The sequence below is a fragment of the Blautia massiliensis (ex Durand et al. 2017) genome (assembly GCF_001487165.1).
Lineage (GTDB): Bacteria > Bacillota > Clostridia > Lachnospirales > Lachnospiraceae > Blautia_A > Blautia_A fusiformis.
On the sequence record NZ_LN913006.1, the window covers coordinates 534,504 to 547,120 of the forward strand.

The following is a 12,617-nucleotide window of genomic DNA, read 5'->3' on the forward strand; positions in this document are numbered from 1 at the left end:
TTAGTATGGGAGTTACTATAAGGCAGATCGCGGAAGCTGCCGGTGTTTCCAGAGGTACTGTTGACAGAGCGTTAAATAACAGGGGCAGGATCCGTCCGGAGGTTGCTGAGAGGATCCGTGCCATCGCTGATGAGATGGGGTATAAGCCGAATCAACTGGGCCGTGCTCTATCCATGAGCAGAAATAATATTAAGATCGGCGTGATCCTGCAGGGTGCGGAAACACCTTTTATGAAAGAAGTTCTGAAGGGAATCCAGGAGGCGTGCGCTGAGGTGGATAATCTTGGTGGTACAGTCCTGGTCCATAAGATCGAGCATCAGAATGCGGAGGATGTTATTCTCGCCATGGAGAAGATGCGGATGGAAGAGGTTCGTGGTATTGCCATGGTTCCTTTGGATGAGGAACGTGTGAAAAGGGAAATTGACCGGTTTGTAGAGGAATTTCGGATCCCGGTGGTGACGTTTACTTCGGATGTGGAGGATACGAAACGGCTTTGTTTTGTAGGGCAGAACGGTGTGCAGTGTGGCCGTGCGGCTGCGGGGCTTATGGGGGAGCTGACCGGTGGAAAAGGAAAGGTTGTTGTGATTTCCGGCTATAGTACCAATACTTCTCTGAGTAGCAGGGTGGTTGGATTCCGTGAGGAAATTGCGCGGAAGTATCCTGGGATTGAGATCATTGGGCCGGAGTATTGCTTTGAGGAGAATGGCAGGGCCAGGGAAATTACGGAAGGGATATTTAAGGATGTTCCGGATCTTGACGGGATATATCTTACTTCTCATGGGGAGGAAGGGGTGTGTGAGGCAATTGCCGGAGCGGGGAAAGCTGGTCAGGTGAAGATGGTTGCCAATGATTTTATGGGGCGGAATTATGAGCTGATGAGGGAAGGATTTATTCATTTCCTGATCGGGCAGGATGCCAGGATACAGGGGTATGAGCCGGTGATGATTTTGTTCCGGCTGCTGTTTAATGGGGAAGCGCCGGAGAGGGCGAAGATTTTTACGGAAATATATATAAGGAATGAGTATACGATTCCGGAGGGGAGACACTGAAGTGGGGTGTCTTCTTTTTTTGTGCGGAGGGACGCCGCGGAAGGGGATGCTGTCTGGTCTGCGGCTTCGTCGGGGGCTGGCTTCTAGGACGCCGGAAATCTGCTAAAAGCGTTTTTCAAAAGTCCGAACTCACGGCCTGCTGCCGCTCAGACAGCGGACTTTTGAAAAACAACGCAGATTCCCGCCGTCCAAGAATCAGCTCCCCTCCTGCAGAAGCAGAGCCAGACAGCATCCCCTTCCGCGGCTGGTGCTTCCAGCGAGAAAAAATGTCGTTTGACGATAGGTTGTGGGTCGTCAGCGCTGCGCTGGACGACTGCAAGGGCTGAGTTTGCGCCTGTTTGCAGGGAGAGTTTGGGCATCGGCGCTGCGCTGGATGCTTGAAGGGATGTAAGCTGTGATGCTGTGCTGGATGCTTGAGGGGATGTGAGCTGTGATGCTGCGCTGGATGTTTGAAGGGATGTGAGCTGTGATGCTGTGCTGGATGCTGGAAGGGATGTGAGCTGTGATGCTGTGCTGGATGTTTGGAGGGTGGTGGGATGTGGGATGATTAGGGTGATTGCATGGGGATGTGTTGGAGATATTTTCGGTGAAGTTAACCTAAAAATATTGCATATTGTGGCTAAAAATAGTTCTCGTCATTTTTAATAGAAAAAAGATGGTGATATTGTACAATATTAGGGGTTGCGATTTGTGTGTTGCGATGATATTATATTAAGCATAAAGAGCGTGTTCGGACACGCAAGGAGATTACATTGGGAAAATAAATCAAAAGGAGATCAAAACTATGATTAAAGTTGGTATTATCGGAGCAGGTAGAATTGGTAGAGTTCATATTACCAGTATCACAACAAGGGTGCCGGATGCGGTGATCAAGACGGTTGCAGATCCTTTCTTAAATGATGAGACTGCTGCATGGGCTAAGAGCATGGGTGTTGAGCACACGACTAAGGATTATAAGGAGATCATCAACGACCCTGAGATTTCCGCAGTTCTGATCTGTTCTTCTACAGATACTCATTCTCCGATTTCTGTAGAGGCTATCAAGGCTGGCAAGCATGTTTTCTGTGAGAAACCGATCGATCATGACATTGCCAAGATCAAAGAGGTTATCGATGCTCTTGAGGGCACAAATCTGAAATATCAGGTTGGTTTTAACAGAAGATTCGACCATAACTTTGAGTCTCTTCAGCAGGCTGTTGCAGCTGGTAAGGTTGGTAAACCGGAGATCATCAAGATCACTTCCCGCGATCCTGAGCCGCCTAGCATTGATTATGTTAAGGTTTCCGGTGGCATGTTCCTGGATATGACAATTCATGATTTCGATATGGTTCGTTATCTTGCAGGCTGCGATGCTACAGAGGTTTATGTTCAGAGCGCAAATCTGGTTGATCCGGCTATTGGTGAGGCTGGGGATGTTGATACAGCTGTTATCACTCTTCAGATGGAGAATGGTGCTATTGCTGTTATCGATAACTGCAGAAGAGCTTCCTATGGCTATGATCAGAGAGCTGAGGTTTTCGGTTCTGATGGTATGGCTGCTATTTCCAATGACAGCCAGTCTTCCACAGTGATCAGCAATGCTGAGGGTGTTACAGGTGAGAAGCCGATGTTCTTCTTCCTTGAGAGATACATGGATGCTTATGGTAAAGAGGTTGCAGCATTTATTGATGCGATCGTTAATGACAAAGAGACACCTCTTAATGTTTATGATGGTCTGAAACCGGTATTAATGGGTCTTGCAGCTAAGAAATCCAGTGAGGAGCACAGACCGGTTAAGATTTCTGAGATTATGGAATAATTCAAATAAAAAGGAGAATTGACCAATGTTTGATAAGAATAAAGTAAAGCTTGGTATTGCACCAATTGCATGGACAAATGATGATATGCCGGATCTTGGCAAAGAGAATACTTTTGAGCAGTGCGTCAGTGAGATGGCTCTTGCCGGTTTCACAGGCTCCGAGGTGGGTAACAAGTATCCGAAGGATCCTGAGGTTCTTAAGAAGGCTCTTGAGCTTCGTGGTGTTGAGATCTGTAACCAGTGGTTCTCAAGCTTCCTGATCACCAAACCGTTTGAGGAGGTTGAGAAGGAGTTCCGTGCACAGCTTGCTTTCCTGAAAGCTATGGGCGCGAAAGTGATCGGCGCATCTGAGCAGAGCCACAGTGTTCAGGGCCAGATGGATACTCCGATTTTCGGACATAAATATGAGATGAATGACGAAGAGTGGGATACCTTCTGCACAGGTATGAACAAGCTTGGTAAGATCGCAAAAGAGGAGTATGGTATTGCTCTTACTTTCCATCATCATATGGGTACTGTTGTACAGAGCCTTGCTGAGGTTGACCGTATGATGGAGAATACAGATCCTGAATATGTAAGTCTTCTTTTTGATACCGGTCACTTTACATACTGTGGAGAGGATCCTCTTGAGGTTGTAAAGAAATATGTTCACAGGATCAAACATGTTCATCTGAAGGATATCCGTCCGGAAGTTGTTGAGCAGGTTAAGAAAGAAAACATGAGCTTCCTTGCAGGCGTAAGAGCCGGTGCCTTCACGATTCCGGGAGATGGATGCATCAACTATGATCCAATCTTCAAGGTTCTCGAGGATGCAGGCTACGAGGGATATATGGTTGTTGAGGCTGAGCAGGATCCGGCTAAGGCTAATCCGCTTGAGTATGCGATCCGTGCAAGAAAATTCATTGCTGAGAAGACAGGCTTATAATTACGACAGGGAAATAGGTGCATGCTGATGTACAGTTAAGCGGAATAAAGATGTCCGCTTTGCATAGAAAAAGCGGTATCAGCCAGTAGTGCTTTGACACCGCTTTTTTCTGTAAGAAGATGCAAACAGTGTACGATAAACAGGACAGGAGGGCCGAATCATGGCACTTGTGAAAATGAAAGATCTGCTGAGACGTGCCGAAGAGAAAAATATTGGCTGCGGTGCTTTCAGTGTTGGTAATATGGAAATGGTAAGAGGTGCGATCCGTGCAGCAGAAGAACTGGATACTCCGATCATCCTTCAGATCGCGGAGGTGCGTTTGAAAAATTCTCCGCTTCACCTGATGGGACCGATGATGGTACAGGCTGCAAAGGAGGCTAAGGTGGATGTGGCTGTCCATCTGGATCATGGTCTTACTTTTGAGACGGTTGACAAGGCTCTGGAGCTTGGCTTTACATCGGTTATGCTGGATGCTTCTACGCTTCCTTTTGAAGAAAACATCGCCAGAGTAAAGGCCGTTGTGGAGAAAGCACGTAAATACGGCGCTACAGTTGAGGCTGAGCTGGGACTTGTGGGCGGAAGTGAGGATGGAAGTTGTGACCACGGTATCCGCTGCACAGATCCGGATGATGCGGTCGTTTACGCAAGAGAGACAGGTATTGATGCGCTTGCAGTTGCCATCGGGAATGCCCATGGTAATTATCCGGTAGCGCCGACGCTTGCTTTTGATGTATTGGAGAAGATCCATGAGAAAGTGGATATTCCGCTGGTTCTTCATGGCGGCAGTGGCATCACCGATAAAGATTTCCAGAAGGCGATCTCTCTTGGCATCCGTAAGGTGAATATTGCCACAGCAAGCTTTAACAGCCTGACAGCTCATGTGGAGAAATATATGGAATCAACAGACAAGCATAATTTCTTTGACCTCAATGAGGCTATGGTCCAGGGTACTTACGAGAATGTGAAGAGACATATTCTTGTATTTAATAAGCCATATCAGGAGTAGGCCAAGGATTTTCTTGTAAAAAAAGAAAAGGTCTGATAAGATGTTCTCAGTGAAAATAACTGGGAACATCTTTTTTGTGCCCATAAAAGAGGAGAGATAAAAATGGAACAGAAAGAGACTGTCTGTTCAGTTGCGAAGAAATGCGGCGGTTGCCGTTATCAGGGTGTATCCTATCAGGAGCAGCTTCGCAGGAAACAGAGAATTACAGAAGGCCTTCTGAAAAAATTCGGAAAAGTAGAGCCGATCATTGGAATGGAAGATCCTTATTATTACAGAAACAAAGTTCATGCAGCCTTTGGCCGTGACCGGAAGGGAAACGTAATTTCCGGGATTTATGAGGAGAAGAGTCATAGGATCGTTTCCGTAGATGACTGTATGATCGAAGATAAAAAAAGTCAGGAGATCATCCGTACCATACGTGGTATGCTGAAATCCTTTAAGATCAAGACCTATGATGAGGATACAGGATATGGACTTCTCCGCCATGTGCTTGTGCGGAGAGGCTTTTCCACAGGAGAGATTATGGTGGTATTAGTTACGGTTTCTCCAATATTTCCATCTAAGAATAACTTTGTAAAAGCTCTCCGTAAAGAGCATCCGGAGATCACTACGGTGGTTCTCAATGTCAATGACAGACAGACAAGCATGGTACTTGGAGACCGCAATATCGTACTTTACGGACCGGGATTCATCAAAGATCGACTTATGGGACTGACCTTCCGTATTTCTCCATCTTCTTTTTATCAGGTAAATCCTGTGCAGACAGAAGTACTTTACGGAAAGGCTATGGAGTTTGCGGCAATGACAGGAAAAGAGAGGGTGATCGATGCTTACTGCGGCACAGGTACTATCGGGATCATCGCTTCCGGGAATGCCAGGGATGTCATTGGTGTAGAACTGAACCGTGATGCTATCCGTGATGCCAGAATGAATGCCAGGGAAAACAAGATCCGTAATGTTCGTTTTGTTCCGGGAGATGCAGGATGGTTTATGGAAGGAATGGCAGCAGAGGGAGAGAAGGTGGAGGTTGTTCTCATGGATCCGCCACGTTCCGGAAGTGACCGTAAATTCCTTCACTCCCTTTTGACTCTTTCACCGGAAAAAATTGTTTATGTATCCTGCAACCCGGAAACCCTGGCAAGAGATCTTGCCTGCCTTACTAAGAGAGATTACCTGGTAAAGAAGATGCAGCCGGTTGATATGTTCCCACTCACCGATTCAGTGGAGGTTGTTTGCCTTCTGGAGAATCGTAGGACCAGACCGGGAAGAGCTTAGATTTTTGGCAGCTCACAGTGATATGCGATGCCAAGAGGCGTAACAAGAAGCGGATGGACCGGACGGTATACCGGAAGCTTCAGCCTCTTTTCAAAAACGGTAGTAAATTCCTTAAACATGGAAGAACCGCCAACTACATAAACAGCCGGAACCTGATAGCCCTTTAGAAATTTCTCGGTGATCACAGCCATTTTTTCTACAGTGGCCTTGATCACAGGGAAAATTTCGTCTTCTTTTTCCGGAGTAGTTTTCAATACTTCGGCTTCCTCATAAGGGATCTTATAGTGACCGGCGACTGTCATGGTCATATGGCTGCCGCCAGTAGCCTCATCATCGGTGTAGATAACTTTTCCGTCTTTCAGGATGCTGATACCGGTTGTGCCGCCACCCACATCCACAACAGCACCGTCTGTGATCTTAAGGACAGCAGCTGCGGCAGTAGGCTCGTCCACGATATTTGTAACCTCGAAACCGGCACCCTCCAGAACATAGCCGATGCTTTTGACACTGCCCTCAGAAACTCCTGGAGGGATGGCAGCAGCACCGTAAATAAGTTCTGTGCCAAGCCTTTCCTCCAGCTCATTTTTAAGCTTTGTCACAAGCTGGACAGATTCATAGTAATTGACGATCACTCCATCCTGGATCGCATGGGATGGTGCGGAAATTCCGGCTATGGGACGGTTATTCCGGTCGACAACGGCAAGAACGGTATTGGCAGTACCAAGGTCGATGCCTGTCTTCAGACGACCGCGGAATTTTTTACATTCACCTGTTTCTACAAGTTCTGCAAAATTGGACAAAGTTCTGTTTTTTAATTCCATTCAAAATACTCCATTTCTTTCAGACAGGGACAAAAAGAATTTTGCCCCTGATATAAATTCTAATAATTGCGGCCGGTAAAGATGGCAACGGATCTGGGCCGCATGCAGAAATCGTGTTCAATGCGTGGCTCCTGGCCTTTTTCGTAGAAATAACGGCCATTTCCGTCACCGAACGTGTTGACACAGAGATACCATGCACCGGGACGGGCAAGCTCCGGAAGTGTGACCGTTACGTCCTCCCAGTATGCGTTGATCACAATGTAGATCAGGTCATCAGTGCCTTTGCTCTTATCATAGCCTGCAAAGCTTACAGCGAAGGTGTGGGCATCTCTTGGAATGGTCACATCCCTTGCGTCAATGTTATGAGTGTGGATATTTTCCATACCGCATACTGCGTTGGGAAGCTTCCGGGAGATAACAGGGTGGTCTTTACGGAACCGGATCATAAATTTGAAAAATTCAAAAAGATCGTGATTTTTCTCCAGAAGCTTCCAGTTGATCCATGAGGTTTCGTTATCCTGACAGTAGGTATTGTTATTTCCGTGTTTTGTGTTTCCGAATTCATCACCTGCAAGGAACATCGGGGTTCCGCGGCTGGACATCAGTACAGCACAGGCATTTCGTATCATGCGGAAGCGGAGGGAGAGCACTTCGGGGTTGGTGGAATCGCCCTCTTCTCCACAGTTCCAGCTGCGGTTATCGTTGGAACCGTCGGTGTTATTCCAGCCGTTTGCTTCGTTGTGTTTTTCATTGTAGGAATAAAGATCATACATGGTGAAGCCATCGTGGCAGGTAAGGAAATTGACACAGGAATTGTATCCTGCATAATTGTCATTATGATCAGAATAAAAGCCTCCGTACAGATCACCGGAACCGGAAATACTCCATGCAGCGTCCCAGGCATTCCAGAAATCTCCCTTCAGGAAGGAACGGAGGCAGTCACGGTAACGGCCATTCCATTCAGCCCATCTGCGGCTGGCGGGGAAAGAACCAACCTGATACAGCCCGCCGGCATCCCAGGCTTCTGCGATCAGTTTGACATTTCTAAGGACCGGATCGTAAGCGAGAAGCTCCAGAAGGGGCGGATTGTTAAGTGGAGAACCGTCCTCATGGCGTCCGAGAATGCTGGCAAGATCGAAGCGGAAGCCGTCCACACGGTAGTTGATGGTCCAGTAACGTAAGCATTCAAGGATCATCTGACGTACAATGGGATGGTTACAGTTCAGAGTATTTCCACATCCGCTAAAATTGTAGTAATTTCCCTCTGGAGTCAGCATATAATAAACCTTATTGTCAAAGCCCTTAAAGCAGAAGGTTTTTCCCAGCTCGTTTCCTTCGGCGGTATGATTGAATACAACATCAAGAATTACTTCGATGCCATTTTCGTGGAGCTCACGGATCAGCTCTTTCAGCTCAGTTCCCTCACAGTTATGCTCCGGCTTGGAAGCATAGCTGGTGTTTGGAGAAAAGAAGTTGACAGAATTGTATCCCCAGTATTCCAGAAGCCGTTTGCCATTTACAGTACGGGCATTCATATTCTCGTCGAACTCGAAGATCGGCATCAGCTCTACGGCGTTGATCCCCAGTTCCTTGAGATAAGGGATCTTTTCACGAAGACCGGCAAAGGTTCCCGGGTGCATAACACCGGAAGAAGAATCCTGTGTAAAGCCGCGGACGTGAAGCTCATAGATGATCAGGTCACTGATCTTACGGGTGGACTGCGGCATGTCTTCCCAGTCAAAGGAATCACGTACCACACGGGCATGATAGCTTCCGATCTTTTGCTGGCCCCATTCACGCTGACCGGCAACGGCTTTGGCATAAGGATCAAGAAGAACCTTTGTCTTATCGAAGATGTGACCCTTTTCCGGTTCGTAAGGACCGTCAATGTGGTAGCCGTACTCCAGATCTTCGATGTCCAGTCCCATGACGATCATGGAGTAGACATCACCGATACGACAGGCATTGGGAAAAGGAAGGACTGCGAAGGGTTCCTCTTCTCCGGAGTGGAAAAGAAGAAGCTCGCAGGATGTACCGTGGCGGGTATGTGCGGTAAAGTTGACTCCGTTGGAAAGAGGAGTAGCGCCATTTAATTCAAAAAACCCGGGACGTACAGGAAATCCCGCAATAATATCTGTGGGCCGGGATGTCAGTGTATTCTCAGAGAGCATAGTCTGATTCTGTGTTTTCATTTCCGGTATCCTCCTTGGCGAAAATTTTTTTACAAACAAAAATATTATAACTGATTTTCAGAAAAAAGTACAGGCTGGGTTGTTGAGAACAAAGTGAACAGCAGCATTCTAATAACGCGGGAACCTTCGGGAAAATCTTCTTGAGGTTTTTGACGGGAAGGCTTACAATATGAACCAGAAACTTTGAAAATATAAGGAAAGGAATAATAGCAGTATGAATGAAGAAACACTGGAGATTTCTTTTGACCAGATAGAGAAAGAACGGGGGAAATATCTTCTGATAGATACCCGTGATAAAGTAACTGTAGAATATGGAATGATCCCGGGAGCAATCTCTGTTCCGGAACAGGAACTGGAAGAGCGGGCAGAAGAACTGAGGGGGAATAAGATACCGGTCCTTTACTGTACAAGAGGGCTTTTCAGCCAGGAGGGTGCAGAGATGCTCCGGGAAAAAGGAATTCCCGCACTGAGCCTGAAAGGTGGATATACAGGATGGCTTTTTCAGCAGATGCAGAAAGAATCCGGTAAAGAGAACAGTGAAGAAGAGGAAAATGATGCAATGGAACAGCGGCGGAAGGATATCGAGCTGAGTATCCGCAAAAAGTTCCATAAGCAGCTGTTTTCCAGATTTGCCAGGGGAATCAACGATTATGAGCTGGTGAAGCCGGGAGATAAGATAGCAGTCTGTATTTCCGGTGGTAAGGATTCCATGCTGATGGCCAAACTGTTCCAGGAACTGAAGCGTCATAACAAGTTTCCCTTTGAACTGGTGTTTCTTGTGATGGATCCGGGATATAATGAGGCAAACCGTGCGGTGATCGAGCACAATGCCAGGCTTCTCGGGATTCCGATCACAGTGTTTGAGACTGAGATCTTCGATGCGGTTTATAATATAGAAAAATCCCCATGCTATCTCTGTGCCCGTATGAGAAGGGGCTATCTTTACAGCAAGGCAAAGGAGCTTGGCTGCAACAAGATCGCTCTTGGACATCACTATGATGATGTGATCGAGACGATCCTGATGGGAATGCTTTACGGAGCGCAGGTACAGACTATGATGCCGAAGCTCCATAGTACAAATTTTGAGGGAATGCAGCTGATCCGTCCTATGTATCTGATCCGGGAGGCAGATATCAAACACTGGAGAGATTATAATGACCTTCATTTTATCCAGTGTGCATGTAAATTTACCGATACCTGTACTACCTGCCGTACAGATGGTACCAGTGTTTCCAAGAGAATGGAGATCAAGAATCTGATTGCAGAACTTAAGAAGGTAAATCCACATGTAGAAAGTAATATTTTCCGAAGTGTGGAAAATGTTAATCTTCATACAGTTATCGCATACAAAAAAGATGGAGTGAAACATTCTTTTCTGGAAGGGTATGAGGACTGACAGATATAAATAAAAGCTGCTCAGGCGTTAGCCCGGGCAGCTTTTACTTTTTCCCGCTGTTTGGTAAGATCATAATATTCATCAGAGATGATCCCGCGACTGGAAAGTGCTTCGTAGGTTTTCTGCTGTGCGGGGGTCATCTTCATTCCGATAGTGGAATTGACATCGGTCAGTACGCAGCTTGTTTTTTCTACCAGCCAGAAAAGTGCGGAATCATCATCGGGGATCATTTTCCAGATTTCGTTTTCTGTATATGGAAGAAGGGACATGAGAGTTTTTAAGTGTCCATCCTGGATCAGACGGTAATCCCCGTCCGGCATGATGATGCCATCGCCATAGAGTTCTTTTTTCTGTTCCATTTTCTGCAGAAGTTTTTCTGTGAGTTTCATGATCGGCTCCTTGATCTTTATTATTTCAACAGTTTTCAGGCACTGCTTTTTTATGAAGTTAAAAAAATAACAATCAGCGTCTATTGTATGAAGCGGCGACAAAAATGTCAAGAGGTTAAAAAGATTTTCGATGCTTATGAATGAATTTTGTTGTGCAATTTGTTTGCTTTTGTGAGGCTAAAGGTTAAAATTATGTAAAAATTATCGTAAAATAAGATCTTCTGTGGTATAATATGAATATTTAAAAAATTCAAGGAAGGACGATGCAGATGTTGAAAAACTGGAACCCGGAACAGATTCGGGAAAAAGAGGATATCAAAGTGCGTTTAAGCGCTGCAAGAACCAGATTATATGAATTGCAGATGGCTCTGAAAGAGCATAAGATTCCGGTGATCGTGCTGTTTGAAGGCTGGGGAGCTTCCGGAAAAGGAAGTACCATAAGTAAGGTGATCAAGAATATCGATCCTCGTTTCTTCAAAGTTGCGACTATGTCAGCACCTACAGAGGAAGACCTTCGGAAACCATTTCTTTACCGATATTTCAGGGAAATCCCGGAAGCGGGCAAGTTTACATTCCTGGATTCAGGATGGATGGATCAGACCTGTCGTGAACGTATGGATAAAAAGCTGAAGGGTGACAATTATTCAAAACGGATTGACAGTATCCGGAGATTTGAACGTCAGCTGACGGATAATGGATATGTACTCCTGAAATTTTTTATGCAGATCGATCGGAAAGAACAGGAAAAACGTATGGGCATCCTTCTGGAAAGCAAGGATACCAGATGGAGAGTCAATGAATATGATCTCTGGCAGAATGATCATTATAAGAAGTGCAGAAAGATTTTCGACCAGTATATGCAGGATACCAATACATCTGCGGCTCCATGGTATATTGTCGATGCCGGTGACCGGAAGTGGGCAGAACTGCAGGTACTGGAAACCATGATCAGCAATATAGAGGTTGCCATGGAAAACAGCAAACATGCAGTGCCGATCCTACAGAATGTTTTTCCTCTGGTGGAGATGCCCAGATTAAGCGAGATTCCTCTGGATGGAAAAGAAGTGGGGGATGAAGAGTACAAGGCAGAGCTTAAGGAACTGCAGGCAAAACTTGGAAGCCTGCATAACCGTCTTTACCGAAAAAGAGTGCCTGTGATCATCACCTATGAAGGCTGGGATGCTGCCGGAAAGGGAGGAAATATCAAGAGGATCACGGAGGCTCTTGATCCCCGTGGATTTGAGGTACATCCTATCGCAAGTCCGGAGCCTCATGAAAAAGCCCGTCATTATCTGTGGCGTTTCTGGACAAGGCTTCCCAAGGATGGTCACATTGCCATTTTTGACCGGACGTGGTACGGAAGAGTGATGGTAGAACGTCTGGAGGGCTTCTGCAGCGAGAATGACTGGAGACGTGCCTACAATGAGATCAATGAATTTGAGAAGGAGCTTTCTGACTGGGGCGCTGTGATCGTGAAATTCTGGGTCCACATTGATAAGGACACCCAGCTTGCCAGGTTCAACGACCGCCAGAGCAATCCGGAAAAACAGTGGAAGATCACGGATGAGGACTGGAGAAACCGTGAAAAATGGGATCAGTATGAAACAGCAGTAGATGAGATGCTTCAGAAAACTAGTACTGCTTATGCACCATGGCACATTCTGGAATCCGTAGATAAGAAATATGCAAGGCTGAAGGCGCTTCGGATCGTGATCGAAGAAATTGAGAAAGCGCTGAAATAAGAGATAAAAGCTGCGGCAGGATAA

10 protein-coding genes are annotated in these 12,617 nt (G+C 46.2%); 7 read left to right on the top strand and 3 right to left on the bottom strand.

Annotation, left to right across the window (positions count from 1 at the left end; all coding sequences use genetic code 11):
- The first annotated feature begins 5 nt into the window (after window positions 1–5).
- The 5 genes from BN3261_RS03450 to rlmD all read left to right on the top strand — a co-directional run bounded on the left by BN3261_RS03450 (window position 6) and on the right by rlmD (window position 6,053).
- The gene (locus tag BN3261_RS03450; protein ID WP_021651739.1) at window positions 6–1,049 is read left to right on the top strand and encodes a LacI family DNA-binding transcriptional regulator; all 1,044 of its coding nucleotides are present in this window, start codon (window positions 6–8) and stop codon (window positions 1,047–1,049) included.
- Between the two features lie 784 nt (window positions 1,050–1,833).
- Window positions 1,834–2,847 carry an inositol 2-dehydrogenase gene (gene iolG / locus BN3261_RS03455; protein ID WP_015524414.1) on the top strand — a complete coding sequence of 338 codons (1,014 nt, stop codon included), beginning with the start codon at window positions 1,834–1,836 and terminating at the stop codon, window positions 2,845–2,847.
- A 25-nt stretch (window positions 2,848–2,872) separates the two neighbouring features.
- The gene (gene iolE / locus BN3261_RS03460; protein ID WP_015524415.1) at window positions 2,873–3,772 is read left to right on the top strand and encodes a myo-inosose-2 dehydratase; all 900 of its coding nucleotides are present in this window, start codon (window positions 2,873–2,875) and stop codon (window positions 3,770–3,772) included.
- Between the two features lie 160 nt (window positions 3,773–3,932).
- Entirely contained in the window at window positions 3,933–4,778 is an 846-nt protein-coding gene (locus BN3261_RS03465) for a class II fructose-bisphosphate aldolase (protein ID WP_059085470.1), read from the top strand.
- A gap of 102 nt (window positions 4,779–4,880) precedes the next feature.
- A complete protein-coding gene (rlmD, locus tag BN3261_RS03470; RefSeq protein ID WP_059085471.1) occupies window positions 4,881–6,053 on the top strand; it encodes a 23S rRNA (uracil(1939)-C(5))-methyltransferase RlmD in 1,173 nt (390 codons plus the stop codon).
- Here the strand turns inward: rlmD and eutJ are convergent.
- Window positions 6,050–6,874 (bottom strand): ethanolamine utilization protein EutJ, encoded by an 825-nt coding sequence (gene eutJ, locus BN3261_RS03475; RefSeq protein WP_059085472.1) that lies wholly within the window; start codon window positions 6,872–6,874, stop codon window positions 6,050–6,052. The two genes, rlmD and eutJ, sit on opposite strands and share 4 nt — an antisense overlap.
- A gap of 59 nt (window positions 6,875–6,933) precedes the next feature.
- Complete coding sequence (locus BN3261_RS03480; RefSeq protein ID WP_059085473.1) at window positions 6,934–9,066, bottom strand: glycogen debranching protein; 2,133 nt, start codon at window positions 9,064–9,066, stop codon at window positions 6,934–6,936.
- A gap of 214 nt (window positions 9,067–9,280) precedes the next feature.
- Here BN3261_RS03480 and BN3261_RS03485 point away from each other — a divergent pair, with 214 nt between their 5' ends.
- Window positions 9,281–10,462, top strand: coding sequence for a PP-loop family protein (locus BN3261_RS03485; protein WP_059085474.1), 1,182 nt, complete (start codon window positions 9,281–9,283; stop codon window positions 10,460–10,462).
- A gap of 20 nt (window positions 10,463–10,482) precedes the next feature.
- Here the strand turns inward: BN3261_RS03485 and BN3261_RS03490 are convergent, their stop codons facing one another.
- Window positions 10,483–10,851, bottom strand: coding sequence for a hypothetical protein (locus BN3261_RS03490; protein ID WP_015524421.1), 369 nt, complete (start codon window positions 10,849–10,851; stop codon window positions 10,483–10,485).
- 269 nt (window positions 10,852–11,120) lie between these two features.
- On the opposite strand from BN3261_RS03490, the gene pap reads away from it, so the two are divergent.
- A complete protein-coding gene (pap, locus tag BN3261_RS03495) occupies window positions 11,121–12,593 on the top strand; it encodes a polyphosphate:AMP phosphotransferase (RefSeq protein ID WP_059086857.1) in 1,473 nt (490 codons plus the stop codon).
- Window positions 12,594–12,617 lie beyond the last annotated feature (24 nt).

Excerpts from the sequence above, each read along its gene's own strand:
- BN3261_RS03450 (WP_021651739.1), top strand. The coding sequence starts at position 6 with ATGGGAGTTACTATAAGGCAGATCGCGGAAGCTGCCGGTGTTTCCAGA.
- iolG (WP_015524414.1), top strand. The coding sequence starts at position 1,834 with ATGATTAAAGTTGGTATTATCGGAGCAGGTAGAATTGGTAGAGTTCAT.
- iolE (WP_015524415.1), top strand. The coding sequence starts at position 2,873 with ATGTTTGATAAGAATAAAGTAAAGCTTGGTATTGCACCAATTGCATGG.
- BN3261_RS03465 (WP_059085470.1), top strand. The coding sequence starts at position 3,933 with ATGGCACTTGTGAAAATGAAAGATCTGCTGAGACGTGCCGAAGAGAAA.
- rlmD (WP_059085471.1), top strand. The coding sequence starts at position 4,881 with ATGGAACAGAAAGAGACTGTCTGTTCAGTTGCGAAGAAATGCGGCGGT.
- eutJ (WP_059085472.1), bottom strand. The coding sequence starts at position 6,874 with ATGGAATTAAAAAACAGAACTTTGTCCAATTTTGCAGAACTTGTAGAA.
- BN3261_RS03480 (WP_059085473.1), bottom strand. The coding sequence starts at position 9,066 with ATGAAAACACAGAATCAGACTATGCTCTCTGAGAATACACTGACATCC.
- BN3261_RS03485 (WP_059085474.1), top strand. The coding sequence starts at position 9,281 with ATGAATGAAGAAACACTGGAGATTTCTTTTGACCAGATAGAGAAAGAA.
- BN3261_RS03490 (WP_015524421.1), bottom strand. The coding sequence starts at position 10,851 with ATGAAACTCACAGAAAAACTTCTGCAGAAAATGGAACAGAAAAAAGAA.
- pap (WP_059086857.1), top strand. The coding sequence starts at position 11,121 with ATGTTGAAAAACTGGAACCCGGAACAGATTCGGGAAAAAGAGGATATC.